13 protein-coding genes and 1 pseudogene are annotated in these 16,558 nt (G+C 68.5%); 6 read left to right on the top strand and 8 right to left on the bottom strand.

All coding sequences use genetic code 11. From position 1 onward, the window contains the following. Position 1 precedes the first annotated feature (1 nt). The 4 genes from AC2D10_RS03495 to AC2D10_RS03480 all read right to left on the bottom strand — a co-directional run bounded on the left by AC2D10_RS03495 (position 2) and on the right by AC2D10_RS03480 (position 3,615). Positions 2 to 1,315, bottom strand: a complete 1,314-nt coding sequence (locus AC2D10_RS03495; protein WP_484710481.1) for a permease — start codon at positions 1,313 to 1,315, stop codon at positions 2 to 4. Then, positions 1,312 to 2,007 carry an ABC transporter ATP-binding protein gene (locus tag AC2D10_RS03490; protein ID WP_484710480.1) on the bottom strand — a complete coding sequence of 232 codons (696 nt, stop codon included), beginning with the start codon at positions 2,005 to 2,007 and terminating at the stop codon, positions 1,312 to 1,314. Before AC2D10_RS03490 ends, AC2D10_RS03495 begins: the two co-directional genes overlap by 4 nt. Positions 2,008 to 2,124: 117 nt before the next feature. Further along, entirely contained in the window at positions 2,125 to 3,210 is a 1,086-nt protein-coding gene (locus tag AC2D10_RS03485; RefSeq protein WP_484710479.1) for a GNAT family N-acetyltransferase, read from the bottom strand. A gap of 132 nt (positions 3,211 to 3,342) precedes the next feature. Further along, positions 3,343 to 3,615, bottom strand: coding sequence for a hypothetical protein (locus AC2D10_RS03480; RefSeq protein WP_484710478.1), 273 nt, complete (start codon positions 3,613 to 3,615; stop codon positions 3,343 to 3,345). 513 nt (positions 3,616 to 4,128) lie between these two features. Here AC2D10_RS03480 and smc point away from each other — a divergent pair. The 3 genes and pseudogenes from smc (at position 4,129) to AC2D10_RS03465 (ending at position 9,153) form a co-directional block, all read left to right on the top strand. Beyond that, positions 4,129 to 7,673 (top strand): annotated as a pseudogene (gene smc / locus AC2D10_RS03475) (chromosome segregation protein SMC). Between the two features lie 62 nt (positions 7,674 to 7,735). After that, a complete protein-coding gene (ftsY, locus tag AC2D10_RS03470) occupies positions 7,736 to 8,608 on the top strand; it encodes a signal recognition particle-docking protein FtsY (protein WP_484710476.1) in 873 nt (290 codons plus the stop codon). Positions 8,609 to 8,652: 44 nt separating this feature from the next. Then, a complete protein-coding gene (locus AC2D10_RS03465) occupies positions 8,653 to 9,153 on the top strand; it encodes a DUF2004 domain-containing protein (RefSeq protein ID WP_484710475.1) in 501 nt (166 codons plus the stop codon). A gap of 6 nt (positions 9,154 to 9,159) precedes the next feature. On the opposite strand, the gene lipA is transcribed toward AC2D10_RS03465, so the two are convergent. Beyond that, entirely contained in the window at positions 9,160 to 10,149 is a 990-nt protein-coding gene (lipA, locus tag AC2D10_RS03460) for a lipoyl synthase (RefSeq protein WP_484710473.1), read from the bottom strand. After that, complete coding sequence (lipB, locus tag AC2D10_RS03455) at positions 10,146 to 10,784, bottom strand: lipoyl(octanoyl) transferase LipB (RefSeq protein ID WP_484710472.1); 639 nt, start codon at positions 10,782 to 10,784, stop codon at positions 10,146 to 10,148. Before lipB ends, lipA begins: the two co-directional genes overlap by 4 nt. A 103-nt stretch (positions 10,785 to 10,887) precedes the next feature. Between lipB and AC2D10_RS03450 the strand changes: the two genes are divergently transcribed. Both AC2D10_RS03450 and ffh read left to right on the top strand, forming a co-directional pair. After that, positions 10,888 to 11,469 carry a TetR/AcrR family transcriptional regulator gene (locus AC2D10_RS03450; RefSeq protein WP_484710471.1) on the top strand — a complete coding sequence of 194 codons (582 nt, stop codon included), beginning with the start codon at positions 10,888 to 10,890 and terminating at the stop codon, positions 11,467 to 11,469. 57 nt (positions 11,470 to 11,526) lie between these two features. Next, entirely contained in the window at positions 11,527 to 13,086 is a 1,560-nt protein-coding gene (gene ffh, locus AC2D10_RS03445; RefSeq protein WP_484710470.1) for a signal recognition particle protein, read from the top strand. A 6-nt stretch (positions 13,087 to 13,092) separates the two neighbouring features. Here ffh and AC2D10_RS03440 read toward each other — a convergent pair whose 3' ends face one another. Next, positions 13,093 to 14,010: an EamA family transporter gene (locus AC2D10_RS03440; RefSeq protein WP_484710468.1), complete on the bottom strand. Its 918-nt coding sequence runs from the start codon at positions 14,008 to 14,010 to the stop codon at positions 13,093 to 13,095. A gap of 78 nt (positions 14,011 to 14,088) precedes the next feature. Here AC2D10_RS03440 and AC2D10_RS03435 point away from each other — a divergent pair, with 78 nt between their 5' ends. After that, the gene (locus AC2D10_RS03435) at positions 14,089 to 14,991 is read left to right on the top strand and encodes a LysR family transcriptional regulator (RefSeq protein WP_484710467.1); all 903 of its coding nucleotides are present in this window, start codon (positions 14,089 to 14,091) and stop codon (positions 14,989 to 14,991) included. Between the two features lie 36 nt (positions 14,992 to 15,027). Here AC2D10_RS03435 and glpK read toward each other — a convergent pair whose 3' ends face one another. Continuing rightward, positions 15,028 to 16,542 carry a glycerol kinase GlpK gene (gene glpK / locus AC2D10_RS03430; RefSeq protein ID WP_484710466.1) on the bottom strand — a complete coding sequence of 505 codons (1,515 nt, stop codon included), beginning with the start codon at positions 16,540 to 16,542 and terminating at the stop codon, positions 15,028 to 15,030. Positions 16,543 to 16,558 lie beyond the last annotated feature (16 nt).

The raw sequence follows: 16,558 nt of genomic DNA, 5'->3' as shown, positions 1-16,558 counted from the left end.
ATCACGCCGCGGCGAAGGATCGCGCCAGCAGCGGTCGTGTCGCTCGCGTCGTCAGCCACACGATGCCGATGCCGAGAGCCACGACGGCGGCGATGGTGAGGATCGATGCGGGGGCAGTGATTACCGCCAGACCCATCAGCGGGAGCACCAGCACCCCGGCGCAGACCGACGAACCGAGCGCCGTGATCAGCAGAGGTGACATGATCGCTCTCCGCCGTGCGCGGTCGACGGTATCGAGTGGCATGCCGAGATGATGCAGGCTCCGGTGGAGCTCCTGCTGGTCGAGCACGTCCGATGCCTGGTTGACGCCGACGGACGCGGCCACCATCAGGAAAGACCCGACGAGAGTGATGATCAGGCCCGTTCGCATGTCGACCGCGAGCTCAGCATCGGCGTCAGATGCCCCCATCACGGTCAACAGCGAGACTCCGGTGCCCGCGAACACCGCGATGAAGCTGGTCATGGCGACGCCGCCGATCTGTCGCCACGCCGCCTTCGGCGAGTCCAGCACGAGGCGCGCGGCGAGCAGGCGCTCGGGACGTTCTGCCCGACGCAGCTGACCGGATGCCGTGACACGGAGCACCCACGGTCCCACGAGGTTCAGGACGGCGAGGCCGGCGGCGAACATGCCGCAGAGCACCGCCACGGTGGCGACGAAGGCCGCCACCGAAGGGAACACGGAGATCACCCCGAACGCGATCGCCAGAACGAGGAGGGCGATCACGGCGCGGATCCAGTGCACCTTCGACACCGTGGTGCGCATGCGGACGCCCAGCGGCGAGATCACGACCTGACGCAGACCCACCATCGCACTGATCGCCGCGACAGCGAGGACACCGACGATGATCATGACGACGATCGCAGGGGAGAGAAGCACAGCGGAGAAGCCCAGCGCCTCGCCACGAAAGGGGATCAGTCCGATCAGCGGGGTCGATGCAAGGTAGCCGAGAAGCCCGGCCGACGCTCCCGCGCCGGCGAGCAGAACGGACTCCACCACGGTCGCCACGGTGACGCCTGCAGGAGACACACCGAGAAGGCGAAGTGTCGATAGTCGCTCGTCGCGGCGCCGCGCCGAGAGCCGAGCGGCGGCACCACCGAGCGACATCAGCGGGACCACCAGCAGCACGAGTGCGAGGGCGGCGAGCGCCTGATAGACCGGCGCCATGTCGTCGGTCCACGCCCAGAACGATTGCGCGCCGCCGATGACGGTGAGCACGAGCGCCGTCACCACGCCGAAGCCGATGATCGGCAGGGCGATCAGGCTGCGTTGGCCGGACCCGGGACGCAGGAGCAGGGCGAGAACATGCCGGTTCATGCTGACACCGCCGCCGAGATGATGCGACCGTCGCGGACGGCGACGGTGCGTGTGCAGCGCGCGGCGACGTCGGCATCGTGTGTGACCACGATGAGAGTGCGCCCCTGGCCGGTGGTCGACCACAGCAGTGCGTCCATCACCTCGGACGACGTCTGCGAGTCGAGTGCTCCGGTCGGCTCGTCCGCGAAGACGAGTTCCGCGCCTGTCGCCTGTGCGCGGGCGATCGCGACACGCTGGGCCTGGCCGCCCGAGAGCTCGCCGATCCGACGATCCTCCATGCCGGCGAGTCCGAGTGCCGTGAGCCACGAAGCTGCGTGCGGGAGGGCGTCCTTGCGCGCCACGCCGTTGATCATGCTCGCGAGGGCGACGTTCTCGACGGCGGTGAGTTCCGGAATGAGAAGGCCCTGCTGGAAGACGAAGCCGAAGCGTTCGCGTCGAAGCCGTGACCTGCCGACTTCACTGAGTTCGGTGACCTCGATCGGGGCGCCCTGGGCGGGTCGGAAGGTCACCGCTCCCGAGTCCGGCGCGGTGATGCCGGCCAGCACATGCAGCAGGGTCGTCTTGCCGGAGCCGGAGGCACCCATGATCGCCACGGATTCTCCACGCGCGATCGCGAGATCGACACCGGCGAGGGCTCGGGTCGCGCCGAAGGACTTCATGAGGGCATGGGCTTCGATGACGGGAATGTTCATGTCTCCAGCCTCGCCCGAGCGCGATCCGACGTCATCGCTCCGGCGAGTGACAGTGCGGCGCCGGCGTCATCCTCGAGGATGAGTTCGGCGCCGCACCCCGTCACGACGCGCGTGCTGTCACAGCTTCTTCTGCCAGGCACCGGCGTACGAGACCGGGCGGAACCCCAGCGCCTCGTTGATGTCGAGCATCGGCCGGTTCTCCTCGGCGTTGAACGTCGAGACCCGCGTCGATCCGGGAACCAGCTCGCGCCAGCGCAGCAGATTCGCGCATTTCACGATCATCCCCAGGCGGTGGCCGCGGTGTGCCTGCGCCACCAGAGTGCCGAACTGATGGGTCACTCCCGAGCGGTCCGCACCGATCAGCAGCTCGTTGTAGGCGATCAGATCCCCTGACGGCACATGCTCGATCGCTGACACCGAGACGAGTTGCCCTGCGCTGGTCATGCGCTCGTCGCGGCGGACGACGCGCGCGGCATCCCACACCTCCGCGTCGAACTCCATCTCGCCGCTGGGAGCATCGGTGGTCAGTCGCGCGAGCACCCCCGCGTACCCCGCGCGCCGCTCCGGGGGCGTCGGAAGCACCCAGGACACCTCGCGGTAGTCCGGCCCGGCGATCTCGGTCGCCGCATCGAGCGACTGCCGCAGTGTCTCCTGCACGGCCACATCCGCCAGGTCGAGTTCGCTGTTGCGCTCCACCTGTTCCAGCACGTAGCCGTGAGCGATGAGCAGAGACGACAGCGCGGTGCCGGGAATCCTTCCCCATCCGGTCTTCGGAACGAGCATCTCGTCGACGGACCCGGCGCGGTGCAGCGTCCATGTCTGCAGCACGTCGCGAGCACGACGTCGCGCGTCGTCCTCGACCGCGTGCAGCAGTCGTTCGTCGACGCCCGTGCCGACGTTCGCCGCCGGTACCAGGATGTCGAACTCGGCCGCCCGTGACCCGGCCTCCTGGGCATACGCCGCGGAGGCCATCCCCACGATCTCGTCGCCGCGCCGAGCGACGAATCCGGTGTGCAGCGAATCGCTCGTGTCCTGCCACGAGCGCAGCATCTGTGCCGCGGTGGGCGCGAGATCCGGGAGGCCGGTCTCCTCGTCGCAGACCAGGCGGTTCAAGGCCCCGAACGCGACGAAGTCCGCGGCGTCCGCGGCGTCGAGCGAGCTGGGCACGATCAGGGGCGCGATCGTCAGATCGGCGTCGGTCATGTCAGTTCCTTCTTGCCAGTGCCGTCGTGTGCGGCGGGTGGTGAGTCCCGCCGCGTCTCACCTGTGAAGAGTGCAGGCGGACGCGACGGGACGGGACATCGGTGTCGCGGCGAGTGCCGTTGCGCATCCCGATCAACGCATCTGCCGGTGCAGGTCGAAGGTCTGGAGGGCGAGGGCATCGCGCGGGTTCATCGCGCGGTCGCGGAGCAGGATCGGATCGATCTCGATCCGAGCACGACGCCGGTGAGGACGCTGTGCGCGGTGCAGCAGCCAGAGGCCGATGCGGAAGGAGAGTCGGTCCGCGAACGCGAGTTCGCGTAGCTCGGCGGGGGCGGGGATGTGGAGGACCTCTCGGTCCTTGGTATCGGGCGGGCGGATGGCGCTGAGAGGCAGCGTGGTATTCACGGTGGGTCCTTTGACACGAAGTGTGCGATGACGATGTCGAGGCGAGACTCCGGGGGAGTCGCTCGACGGAGGGTCGCGGTGAGGTGCGACCGGGTGCGCGACGCGGCGGATGCCGATGCGGCGCAGACGCCGATCAGATGATCAGGCGGTCGAGTGGCGGCATGACCGAGCAGTGTCCGATCCCCGACGGGGGAGGGACATCGACAAGGGTCTAATCGCGCGTGAGGAGACGGTCGCCGGCGGCTACCGAGGGCGCAAGGCGCGGCGCAGAGTGCGCGGGCGCGGCGAGGCCAGTGGCCTGTGCGTTCAGCTGAGTGATCATCGGTAACCTCCTTTCGTGTGGCGATCCGGTGGCCAACGGTAGCGAGAGTTCAGAGCAAACGTCAAGCATCGGATTGCGCTCGGCGTGTCGCGAGCGTCGTTGTTTTGGCTCTGAACCGCGCGGGATGCCAGTGCTGGCGCGGAATTCCGGTAGCGTTCAGGCGTGATTCTCCCCCGACGATCGGCGTGCGCATGCATCTGAAGAGCCTGACGCTCAAAGGCTTCAAGTCCTTCGCGCAGCCGACCAGCTTCGTCTTCGAGCCGGGTGTCACGTGCATCGTCGGCCCGAACGGCTCGGGCAAGTCCAACGTCGTCGACGGCCTCGCCTGGGTGATGGGCGAGCAGGGGGCCAAGACGCTCCGCGGCGGCAAAATGGAGGACGTCATCTTCGCCGGCACCTCGACCCGTGGCCCTCTGGGGCGCGCGGAGGTGCAGCTGACGATCGACAATGCCGACGGTGCTCTCCCGATCGACTACGCCGAGGTCACGATCAGCCGCACGCTGTTCCGCAGCGGATCCAGCGAGTACGCGATCAATGGCGAGAGCTGTCGTCTGCTCGACGTGCAGGAGCTGCTCAGCGACTCCGGTCTCGGCCGCGAGATGCACGTCATCGTCGGACAGGGGCGCCTCGACACCGTTCTGCAGGCTTCCCCGAGGATCGTCGCGGCTTCATCGAGGAAGCCGCCGGGATCCTCAAGCACCGACGCCGCAAAGAGAAGACCCTGCGCAAGCTCACCGCGATGGAGTCGAACCTCACCCGCCTCAGCGATCTCGCCGGCGAGATCCGACGGCAGTTGAAGCCGCTTGGCCGCCAGGCGGAGATCGCGCGCGAGGCGCAGGGGATCGCCGCGGTGGTGCGCGACGCGAAGGCGCGCATCTTCGCCGACGACGTCGTGGCGCTGCGGACCGCTCTCGCCGACCACACCCGCACGGAGCACGAGCGGCACACCGAGCGACTGGTGCTCTCGGACCAGGCCGACGCGGTGCGAGCCGGCATCGCACGACTCGAGCAGCAGCAGAACTCGGTCGGTGTGGATCGCGCGCGCAGCGTCGCCTTCGGGCTCGAACAGGCCCAGGAGCGGATGCGCGGGCTGTACACGCTCGCGAACCAGCGGCTCGCGCTGCTCGGTTCGGAGGAGGACGACGCAGCGGTCACCGCGGTCACGGTCACGCAGGCCACGATCGACGAGGCGAAGGATGAGATCACCGAGATCTCCGCCGGCCTGGGCGATGCGCAGGATGCAGCGGCCGCGGCCAGCCGCGAGGTCATCCACGCTCGCGCCGAGCTCGACACTCTCGACGTCGACATCGCGGAGCAGAGCGCGCTGGTGTCGCAGTACGACATGCACGTCTCGACGCTGCGCGGCACCGCCGACGCCGCAGCATCCGCTCTCGCCGCCGTGCGTGGCGCCGTGCTGCGTCAGGAGAACGCGCTCGAAGCCGCCGAAGCGCGACGGCGCGATGCCACCGAGGCGCTCGAATCGATCGATGATGCCGAGGCGCCGGACGGATCCGCCGCCGAGCATGCCGCAGCATATGAGGCCGCGCAGCGTGCGGCGACGTCTGCCGAGACGGAACGCGAGGCGCTGCGGGAGCGGCTGCACGCTGCGGAACGAGAAGCGGACTCGCTCACCGCGAAGGCGTCGGCGCTCAGCAGTGCGCTGGCGCTGTCGGGCGGCGCCGCGGAGGTCGTGAGCTCGGGCGCCGCGGGGGTGCGGGGACTCGTCGGCGATGCCGTCCAGGTGCGCTCCGGCTTCGAAGCGGCGGTGGCGGCTGTGCTGGGGCCGCTCACCGAGGGTGTCCTCGTGGACACATCACGCGATGCGTTCGCGCTCGCGCAGGAAGCGGCCGATGCGCGCAGGGGAGTGGTGGACTTCGTGGTCGCCGACGCCGCGCGCCCGTCGGTCGTGCTCCCGCAGCTTTCGGGCGTGACTCCGGCGATGGACGCCGTCACGGCGCCGCCGGGGGTGCTCGGGATCCTCGCGCACGTGCTGATCGCTGACGACCTCGACGCGGCACGGGCTGCCCGTGCAACCCTCGACACGATGGGCGATACGACGACCACGATCGTCACGGTCACGGGCGACGTGATCACAGCACAGACTTTGCGCACCGGTTCGGGCGGCGAGCGTTCGCGACTTGAGCTCGCGGCGGAGCGTGACGCGGCGACCGAACGTCTGGCCGAGATCCAGGTGGTGGTCGACTCGCTCCGCGAGGCGCGGGAAGAGGCGAACGAGGTCGTCGAGACCAGTCGCCGACGTGCCAAGGATGCACTCCGCGAGCTGCGGGAGCACGACGCTGCGCTGGCCAGCCACGCCGAGCAGGTGAACCGGATCACGGTGCAGCACGAGGCGGCCGTCGCGGAGTGCGAGCGACTGGAGAGCGGCCTCGCGCAGGCGCAGGCGGCGGTCGCCGAGGCTGAAGAGAAGGCGCAGTCGACCCGCAGAGCCGTCGATGACGCGGTCGCCGCACCGCGCCCGGTGCTCGACGCGTCGGCGCGCGACGGGCTCCTCGAGGCGCTCGACGCCGCGCGCGAGTCCGAGGTTCGCGCACGGCTCGAGATCGAGACACTGCGCGAGCGCGTCCGCGCGGGCCAGGCCCGGGTCGCAGCACTCGAGCGGCAGCGGGAGCAGGAGCGGGATGCTGCCGCCGAGGCCGCGCGCAGGGCCGTGATCCGGCGCGCTCAGCGCGAGTCGGCCGCGAGCGTGGCGGCCGAACTGCCGCGGATCCTCGACTCGATCGATCGCTCGGTGACAGAGGCGCGGGTCGCCCTGGCGGAAGCAGAAGCGGCGCGGTCAGCCCAGAACGAGGAGCTCACCGCGTTCCGTGCCCAGGAGACGTCTCTGCGGGAGCGCCTGGCGGGTCTGACCGAGAGTGTGCACGGCCTCGAACTCCAGATCCACGAGAAGAAGCTGCATCTCAACAGCCTGCTGGAGCGGGTGTCCTCCGAACTTGCGCTCGACGAAGATATTCTCGTTGCGGAATATGGTCCCGATCAGCCGGTTCCTCGTGACCCGAGCGCAGATCAGGACGACGGCGCGCTTGACGACACGGCGATCCCCTTCGACCGGCGTATTCAGCAGCGGCGACTCGCAGACGCCGAACGCAAGCTCGCGCAGCTCGGACGCGTCAATCCGCTCGCCCTGGAGGAATACGCCGCACTCGAGCAGCGTCACGCGTTCCTCACTGAGCAGCTGACCGACCTCACTCAGACGCGACAGGATCTGCTGACCATCATCGCGGACCTCGACGAGCGCATGCAGACGATCTTCGCCAGCGCCTTCGAGGACACGAAGGAGGCGTTCGGCGAGGTCTTCCCGCTTCTCTTCCCCGGAGGGACCGGAAGCATCTCGCTCACCGACCCCGAGAACATGCTGACCACCGGGATCGAGGTCTCGGTGCGCCCCGTGGGAAAGAAGATCGAACGCCTGTCTCTGCTGTCGGGCGGGGAGCGCTCACTCGCGGCCGTGGCGCTGCTGGTGGCGATCTTCAAGGCCCGCCCCAGCCCGTTCTACATCCTCGATGAGGTGGAGGCCGCGCTCGACGACGCGAACCTCGGCCGACTGCTCACCGTGTTCGAGCAGCTGCGTGAGAGTTCACAGCTGCTCGTGATCACGCACCAGAAGCGCACGATGGAGATCGCCGACGCCCTGTACGGCGTCTCGATGCGTCAGGACGGCGTCTCGGCGGTGGTGGGGCAGCGGGTCGGCGATCGGGTCGCGGCAGCTGCAGGCTGAGGTCCGCCGCCCTGCGCGGCGTCGTGGCACCGGCCCCGTAGGCGGCCCCGTAGGCTGGGGGTATGGCGGAGAAGTCCTGGTCCCTCGGTCGCGCACTGCGCGGCATGTTCGTCAAGCCCACGATCGACGAGACCACGTGGGAGGACCTCGAGACCGCACTGATCACGGCGGACTTCGGTCCAGACATCAGCGAGCGCGTGGTCGACGAACTCCGCGCCAAGGTCGAGCGCTACCGCACGACCGATCCGCGAGATCTGCAGCGAATGCTCCGCGAAACCCTGGAAGAGCACTTCGCGAAGTTCGACACCACGCTGAAGCTGACCGAGCGGCCCGCTGTGGTCCTCGTGGTCGGTGTGAACGGGGTGGGAAAGACCACCACCATCGGCAAGTTCACCAAGTTCCTCCGCGGCTTCCAGCGAAGCGTGGTCGTGGGCGCGGCCGACACCTTCCGTGCGGCGGCCGTCGACCAGCTCGCCACCTGGGCTCAGCGTGGCGGCGCCGCGATCGTACGGCCGCAGCAGGAGGGTCAGGACCCGGCGTCCGTCGCCTTCCAGACCGTCGAATACGCCAAGCGCGAGGGTATAGAGATCGCCATCATCGACACCGCCGGCCGTCTGCACACCAAGGGCGGCCTGATGGACGAGCTCGGCAAGATCCGTCGCGTGATCGAGAAGCAGGCGCCCATCAGCGAGGTGCTGCTGGTCCTCGATGCCACCACCGGGCAGAACGGCGTGCTCCAAGCCGAGTCCTTCCTGCAGCACGCCGGCGTCACGGGCCTGGTGCTCACCAAGCTCGACGGCTCCGCGAAGGGCGGCTTCGTTCTCGCCGTGCAGGAGCGCACCGGCATCCCGGTCAAGCTTCTCGGACAGGGCGAAGGCATCGACGACCTCACCGGATTCACCCCTCACGTGTTCGTGCAGTCCCTTGTCGGTTGACGACGGGGGTACCGCCGTGGGCACAGGGCTGGTTTCATAGCGTTATGGCGATCGAACACGACTACTTCGGGCTTCTCTCGTCAGGACCCGACGGCTCCATCTTCTGGTCGGAGACAGTGGAACTCGGCGATCAGAGCGTCACCGTGGATCTCACCGCTCCGGATCAGGACGACGTCTCGTCCGACGCGCTCGACATCGCCGCATCGCTGATCGCCGGGATCGAGAGTGTCGACGACACAGCCCGCCGCGGGATGCTCGCCGAGGTCGACGATCGCACCAGCGAGGTCACCGAGTACATCCTGCAGCAGCAGGAGGCCTACGGCGATGAGCTGGAAGAGGTCCTGGTCGATGTCTCCGGCGACCCGGCGGTCGACATCATCCGATCCATGCGATTCATGAGCATGACGATCCTCGCCGACGAGCACGGCGGCTCGGAGCCGTTCGCCGTCCTCGAGTACGCGCTCGACGGAGCGACGACCGATGACGTGCTGCTGGTGAACCTGGGTTCGGACGGCGGCGTGCAGTCCGTCATGAGTGCGGACTGACCCCGGTCACACCGCCTGCGCGAAGCCGAGGTCGGCGCTCTCCGCGATGTGCGCGAGGTGCGGCGGGATGTCGCGGCCCTTCGACCGCATGGACTGCGCCCACAGTCGTCCGGCGCGATAGGACGATCGCACCAGGGGACCGGCGAGGACTCCGAGGAAGCCGATGCGCTCCGCCTCCTCCTTGAACTCGACGAACTCCGTGGGCTTGACCCACCGCGCCACCGGAAAGTGACGGGGCGAGGGGCGCAGGTACTGCGTGATGGTGATGATGTCGCATCCCGCGTCGTGCAGATCCTGCAGCGCCTGAACGACCTCCTCCGGCTCCTCGCCCATGCCCAGGATGAGGTTCGACTTGGTGATGAGTCCGGCGTTGCGTCCCTGCGTCAGCACGTCCAGCGAGCGCTCGTAGCGGAAGGCCGGTCGGATCCGCTTGAAGATGCGCGGCACTGTCTCGACGTTGTGCGCGAACACCTCGGGGCGGGCATCGAAGATCTGGCCCAGGAAGGCCGGGTCGGCGTTGTGCTCGTTCGCCAGCAGCTCGACTCCGGTGTTGGGATTCAGTTCGTGGATCTTCCGGACGGTCTCGGCGTTCAGCCAGGCACCGGTATCGGGAAGGTCGTCGCGCGCGACGCTGGTCACGGTCGCGTAGCGCAGGTTCATGCGCGCCACGCTCTCCGCGACGCGGCGGGGCTCGTCGGTGTCGTACGCGTCAGGCTTGCCGGTGTCGATCTGGCAGAAGTCGCAGCGCCGTGTGCACTGCGATCCTCCGATCAGGAAGGTCGCCTCGCGGTCTTCCCAGCACTCGAAGATATTGGGACACCCCGCCTCCTGGCACACCGTGTGCAGGTCCTCGGTCTTCACCAGTGAGTGCAACGCGGTGTATTCCGGGCCCATCTTCGCCTTGGTCTTGATCCACTCGGGTTTGCGCTCGATGGGCGTCTCGGCGTTGCGGATCTCCAGACGCAACAGCTTGCGTCCCTCGGGTGCGGCAGTCATGCGGTGGCTCCTTCGTACTCGTCGGCGAAGGCCGTCGCCACGCGTTCGGCGATGTCGGCGGGGGAAAGGTGGGCTCCGACGATCTCGCTCACCGTCGTGACGCCTGCGTCGGTGATGCCGCAGGGGATGATGCCACGGAATCCGGCGAGGGTGTTGTCGCAGTTGAGGGCGAAGCCGTGCATGGTGACGCCCTGCTGGACGCGCACTCCGATCGCGGCGACCTTGTCCTCGGAGAGAGGTCGACGGACCCAGACCCCGCTGCGGCCGTCGACCTGATAGCCGTCCACCCCGAGCGGGCGCAGGATGTCGATCAGCAGTCGCTCCAGTCGGCGCACGTGCGCGACGACGTCCATCGGCTGGGGGAGACGGACGATGGGATACCCCACGAGCTGACCCGGCCCGTGCCAGGTGATCTTCCCACCGCGATCGACGTCGATCACCGGTGTGCCGTCCTGCGGACGCTCGTGCGGCTCCGTTCGCTTTCCGGCGGTGTACACCGCCTCGTGTTCGAGCAGGATCAGGGTGTCGGGTCTCGTGCCGTCGACGACGTCGGCATGGATGCGCCTCTGCAGTTCCCAGCCTTCGGTGTACGGAACGCAGTGCGGCGCGAGTCCGGGTGTGAGGATGTCGAGCATGCGCTTCTCTCGCTGTCAGCGGTAGATGGAGTGGGTCCAACAATACTCCTCCGACGCAGTCTGGGCGCGTGATGCGCACGCACGGTAGCGTGAGGGGATGAGCATGACCGGTCGCGCAGGGCGCCCCAAGGCGTCGTCGCGCGAGACGCTGGCCGAAGCTGCCTGCGAGCTGTTCCTGGAGCGCGGATACGACGCGACGTCGATCGCCGACATCACCCAGCGCGCCGGAGTCAGCCGCTCCAGCTTCTTCAACTACTTCACGTCCAAGAGCGACGTACTGTGGTCGGCAATGGACGAGCGCATCGGGTCGGCCGTCGCCGCGCTGCAGGCTTTCGGCCCGAACGCCGACGGGGCGTCGGTGCGTGAAGCACTGATCGGCATCGTCCGCGACTTCGCGCCGGATCCTCTCGCTCTCGCGCTGCGCAATGCCGACGCGATGGGTCTGGAGCAGGAGCTGCTCGGCGACACGGGACTCCGGCAGGCTCGCCTCGCCGCCGCCATCTCGGACGCCGCCGTGTCGACCGGCATCGATCTCGTACGCTCCGACATCCTCGGGGCGGCCTACGCGGCTGCGGTCATGACGTCGTTGCGGGTGTGGGCCGAGCAGGGCGCGGGGCGGGGCAGCCCTGAGGCGCTCCTGCAGGAGGCGTTCGGCGCTGTCCACCGGCTTCCCTGGGGCGTGTGACCGCGCCTCGCGCCTGCGCCACTGACAGCGGCGGTCTCGCGTAGAATCGACAGCACCATGGCTACCTTTGGCACGCTCTCCGACCGGCTCACCGAGACCTTCCGCAATCTGCGCACGAAGGGAAAGCTCACCGCGGCCGACGTCGACGGCACGGTCCGCGAGATCCGCCGTGCTCTGCTCGACGCCGACGTCGCGCTCGTCGTCGTCAAGGACTTCACGGCCAAGGTCCGCGAGCGTGCCCTCGGCGACGAGGTCAGCAAGGCGCTCAACCCGGCCCAGCAGGTCGTCCAGATCGTCAACGAAGAACTGGTGCAGATCCTCGGAGGCGAGCAGCGTCGTCTGCGGTTCGCCAAGACGGCGCCGACCGTCATCATGCTGGCGGGTCTCCAGGGCTCGGGAAAGACGACCTTCGCCGGAAAGCTGGCCAAGCAGCTCGAGAGCGAGGGCCACACCCCGCTGCTCGTCGCCGCCGACCTGCAGCGTCCGAATGCCGTGAACCAGCTTCAGGTCGTCGCCCAGCAGGCGGGTGCCACCGTCTACGCGCCCGAGCCCGGCAACGGCGTCGGAGACCCGGTCAAGGTCTCGCGCGACGGCGTCGAGCATGCGCGCCGCCAGCAGCACGACGTCGTCATCATCGACACGGCCGGACGCCTCGGTGTCGATGCCGAGCTCATGAAGCAGGCCTCCGACATCCGCAAGGCCGTCGACCCGGACGAGGTGCTCTTCGTCATCGACGCGATGATCGGTCAGGACGCGGTGAACACCGCCAAGGCCTTCCAGGAGGGCGTCGACTTCACCGGAGTCGTCCTGTCGAAGCTCGACGGAGACGCCCGCGGTGGCGCGGCGCTGTCGGTCGCTTCTGTCACGGGTCGCCCCATCATCTTCGCCTCGACCGGAGAGCGCCTCGAGGATCTCGAGCCGTTCTACCCCGATCGCATGGCCAGTCGCATCCTCGACCTCGGCGACATCCTCACCCTCATCGAGCAGGCCCAGCAGGCCTTCGACGAGGAAGAGGCCACGAAGATGGCCGAGAAGCTGGCGACCGAGTCCTTCACGCTGGAGGACTTCCTCGACCAGCTTCAGCAGATGAAGAAGATGGGCTCGATGAAGAAGATGCTGGGCATGCTGCCCGGCATGGGCCAGATGAAGCAGCAGCTCGACGACTTCGACGAGCGGGAGATCGACCGCACCGAGGCGATCATCCGCTCGATGACCCCGGGTGAGCGTCGCAACCCCAAGGTGCTCAACGGCTCGCGTCGTCTGCGCATCGCTCGGGGATCCGGCATGACCGTCACCGATGTGAACCAGCTGGTGCAGCGGTTCGAGCAGGCGGCGAAGATGATGAAGACCGTCGCTCGCGGTGGCACGCCGAACATTCCCGGCATGGGGCCCGTGCCCGGCATGGGGCGTCCCGGCGCCTCGTCGAAGCGCGGCAAGAAGGGCAAGTCCTCCTCCGGATCGCGCTCCGGCAACCCGGCGAAGCGCGCTGCCGAGAACGCCGGAATCGCGGCGACGGCGGCCCCCACCGGTTCCGGTTTCGGCCTGGGCGGCGGCGGCAAAGCCGCACCCACCGAGGCGGAGCTGGCAGAGATCCAGAAGCTCTTCGGCAAGAACTGATCGCGGTCATCGCCGGTCGTTCACGAGGGGTGCGCTCGGCACGTCGGCGGGACGACCGGATGCTCTGGCGCGTGCCGTCAGGAACTGCCCTGCGATGAGCGCGCCGAGTGTGATTACGAACCCGATCGCCTGTACAGGCGTGAAGGCCTCGCCCACGACGAGAGCGCCCAGAGCGGTCGCGACGATGGGGGAGAGCAGCGCGAGCAGCCCCGGTGCGATCACGGGCAACTGCTGGATGCCGCGGAACCACAGCGTGTAGGCGAGGAGCCCGCCGACGGTCCCGAGCCAGACGTATCCGAGCACCGCGCCGAGATCGATCGACGCCGGTGGCGCTCCTTCGAGGACGAACGTCAGCGGCAGCAGCAGGACGCCGCCCGCGGTGAGCTGCCAGCCGGCATAGGAGACGGGGCCGGCGTTCGCCGGCCGCCCCCAACGCTTCGTCAGGATCATCCCCACTCCGGTCGCCGAGACGCCTCCGACGGCGGCGAGGATTCCCCAGAGGTCGAACCCCGCGGCCGGCCCGAGAACCACGAGAGCCACGCCGCCCGCGCCGGCCACCGCTGCCACCGCGGTCGCCGGACGGATCCGCTCGTTCAGCACGAGGGCGCCGAGGCCGAGGACGATCAGGGGCTGCGCGCCGCCGACCGCCGCCGCGACCCCGCCGGGCAGCCGCTCCGCCGCGAGAAAGAGCAGAGGGAAGAACGCCCCGATGTTCAGTGCGCCCAGTGCCAGCGACTTGCCCCACCATGCCCCACGCGGCAGACGGCGACCGAGAGCGAGGGCGAGCAGGCCCGCAGGGAGAGAGCGCAGGAGCGCGGCGAAGAGCGGATGACCCGCAGGCAGGAGTTCGGTGGTCACCAGGTACGTCGTCCCCCACGCGATGGGGGCCAGAGCGGTCAGCAGGATGACAGTGAGGCGGGTCATGTGTTCAGACTCGTCCTGCCTCGCCGATGAGTCCAACGCATGCTTGTCATGCCATCCATGACGCTGCATCATGAAGTCATGGAACTCCAGCAGTTGCGCTATGCCGTCGAAGTGGCATCGGCATTGAGCTTCACTCGCGCGGCCGAGCGGTGCCACGTGACGCAGTCCGCACTGAGCCACCAGATCGCGGCGCTCGAGCGCGAGCTCGGGCAGCGGCTGTTCGCGCGCTCCAGCCGCAGCGTCCGCCTGACCGAGGCTGGCGAGGCCTTCGTGCCGCACGCCCGGGCCGCGCTTCGGGCGGCTGAGCAGGCGAAGGAGCACGCGGCGGCGGCGGCCGGCGACATCGTGGGCACTCTGCGCATCGGCGTCATCCCCACGGTCGCCGCAGTCGATGTTCCGCTGGTCCTCGCGGCCTACCGCGCGAGGCACCCCGCGGCGCGGGTGGAGCTGCGCGTCGGAAACAGCGATTCGCTCATGGGGCAGGTGCGGCGAGATGATCTCGACGTGGCGCTGCTCGGTCTGCGAGAGGACGTGCGCCCGAACGGCGTGGCATCGCGCGAACTCTCCGCCGAACGTCTCGTCGCTGTTCTTCCGGAAGGACACCCGCTGACCGGTGCTCCGTCGGTCAGGCTGCACGATCTCGCCGGGATGACGTTCGCCGACTTCCCTGCGGGGACGTCCGGTCGCTCACAGAGCGACGACGCGTTTGCCAGGGCGCACGTGGAACGCGACGTCGCCTTCGAAGCGGATTCGGCCGAGCTGATCCTCAGTCTCGTGGCTGCGGGTCTGGCGGTGACTCTGCTCGCGCCTGACGTGGTCTCGCGTTCGGTGGCGCGGGTCGTCTCCGTCGCACTGCAGGACGGCCCGATCCGGCGGGAGCATGTCGCGTGGAGCGCCAGCGCGCCCCGCACCGTCACCCGGACATTCCTCGAGGTGCTCGCGATGACCCATGCCGAACACGAAGAGGCGGGCCCGGAGTAGCACTCCGGACCCGCCTCGTCTGGTTGAGCAGACCGACTACTTCACGTCTTCGTCGATCCAGTCCATCGACTTCGAGACAGCCTTGCGCCACAGACGCAGCTGACGGTCACGTTCTCCGTCTTCCATCGACGGCTCCCAGCGACGGTCTTCCTGCCAGTTGGAGGCGAGGTCGTCGAGACCGCTCCAGAAGCCGACGGCGAGACCGGCGGCGTAGGCCGCCCCGAGCGCGGTCGTCTCGGCGACAACCGGTCGGACGACCGGCACGCCCAGCACATCCGCCTGGAACTGCATCAGCGCGTCGTTGGCGACCATGCCGCCGTCGACCTTGAGCTCCGTGAGGTCGACACCCGCATCGGCGTTCACGGCGTCGAGCACGTCACGGGTCTGGAACGCGACGGCCTCGAGAGCGGCGCGAGCGATGTGGTTCTTGTTCGCGTAGCGGGTCAGACCCACGATCGCACCGCGGGCGTCCGGACGCCAGTACGGGGCGAACAGACCGGAGAACGCCGGAACGATGTACACGCCGCCGTTGTCGTCGACCTGCTCGGCCAACTGCTCGACCTCGGGCGCCGAGGAGATGATGCCCAGCTGGTCCCGCAGCCACTGGATCAGCGATCCCGTGACGGCGATGGAGCCCTCCAGCGCGTAGTGGGTCGGGCCGTCGCCGAGCTTGTACCCGACGGTGGTGAGCAGACCGTTCTTCGAGCGCACGATCTCTTCGCCCGTGTTGAAGATCAGGAAGCAGCCCGTGCCGTAGGTGTTCTTGCTCTCACCGGTCTTGAAGGCCGCCTGACCGAAGGTCGCCGCCTGCTGGTCTCCGAGGATGCCGGCGATGGGCGTCTCGCGCAGCAGCGAGGAGTCCTCCGCAGCGCCGTAGACCTCGGACGACGACCGGATCTCCGGCATCATCGAACGCGGCACGCCGAATACCTCGAGGATGTCGTCGCGCCACTCGAGCGTCTCGAGATCCATGAACATGGTGCGCGAGGCGTTGGTCACGTCGGTCGCGTGCACGCCGCCGTCGACGCCGCCGGTGAGGTTCCAGAGAACCCAGCAGTCGGTGGTGCCGAAGACCAGATCGCCGGCCTCCGCCTTCTCGCGGGCGCCCTCGACGTTCTCGAGGATCCACGAGATCTTCGTTCCCGAGAAGTACGTCGCAAGCGGGAGCCCGACGATGTCCTTGAAGCGGTCGCCGCCGCCGTCGGCAGCCAGGCGGTCGACGATCTCCTGCGTGCGCGTGTCCTGCCAGACGATCGCGTTGTACACCGGCTTGCCGGTCGTCTTGTCCCAGACGACCGCGGTCTCGCGCTGGTTGGTGATGCCCACCGCGGCGATGTCATGGCGCGTGAGGTCGGCACGGCTCAGTGCCAGACCGATGACCTCCTGCACGTTGCGCCAGATCTCCGACGCGTCGTGCTCCACCCACCCGGCCCGAGGCAGGATCTGCTCGTGCTCCTTCTGGCCCGACGCGATGATGCTGCCCTTCTTGTCGAAGATGATCGCGCGGCTGGAGGTGGTTCCCTGGTCGATGGCGATGATGTAGTCAGCCATTGGTGTTCTCCTTTGA

It is taken from the genome of Microbacterium sp. PI-SA-G, assembly GCF_057215335.1.
Note: the sequence above shows the minus strand (reverse complement) of the source record. Positions and strands in the feature narration are given on the sequence as shown.

Excerpts from the sequence above, each read along its gene's own strand:
- AC2D10_RS03495 (WP_484710481.1), bottom strand. The coding sequence starts at position 1,315 with ATGAACCGGCATGTTCTCGCCCTGCTCCTGCGTCCCGGGTCCGGCCAA.
- AC2D10_RS03490 (WP_484710480.1), bottom strand. The coding sequence starts at position 2,007 with ATGAACATTCCCGTCATCGAAGCCCATGCCCTCATGAAGTCCTTCGGC.
- AC2D10_RS03485 (WP_484710479.1), bottom strand. The coding sequence starts at position 3,210 with ATGACCGACGCCGATCTGACGATCGCGCCCCTGATCGTGCCCAGCTCG.
- ftsY (WP_484710476.1), top strand. The coding sequence starts at position 7,736 with ATGGCGGAGAAGTCCTGGTCCCTCGGTCGCGCACTGCGCGGCATGTTC.
- AC2D10_RS03465 (WP_484710475.1), top strand. The coding sequence starts at position 8,653 with ATGGCGATCGAACACGACTACTTCGGGCTTCTCTCGTCAGGACCCGAC.
- lipA (WP_484710473.1), bottom strand. The coding sequence starts at position 10,149 with ATGACTGCCGCACCCGAGGGACGCAAGCTGTTGCGTCTGGAGATCCGC.
- lipB (WP_484710472.1), bottom strand. The coding sequence starts at position 10,784 with ATGCTCGACATCCTCACACCCGGACTCGCGCCGCACTGCGTTCCGTAC.
- AC2D10_RS03450 (WP_484710471.1), top strand. The coding sequence starts at position 10,888 with ATGACCGGTCGCGCAGGGCGCCCCAAGGCGTCGTCGCGCGAGACGCTG.
- ffh (WP_484710470.1), top strand. The coding sequence starts at position 11,527 with ATGGCTACCTTTGGCACGCTCTCCGACCGGCTCACCGAGACCTTCCGC.
- AC2D10_RS03440 (WP_484710468.1), bottom strand. The coding sequence starts at position 14,010 with ATGACCCGCCTCACTGTCATCCTGCTGACCGCTCTGGCCCCCATCGCG.
- AC2D10_RS03435 (WP_484710467.1), top strand. The coding sequence starts at position 14,089 with ATGGAACTCCAGCAGTTGCGCTATGCCGTCGAAGTGGCATCGGCATTG.
- glpK (WP_484710466.1), bottom strand. The coding sequence starts at position 16,542 with ATGGCTGACTACATCATCGCCATCGACCAGGGAACCACCTCCAGCCGC.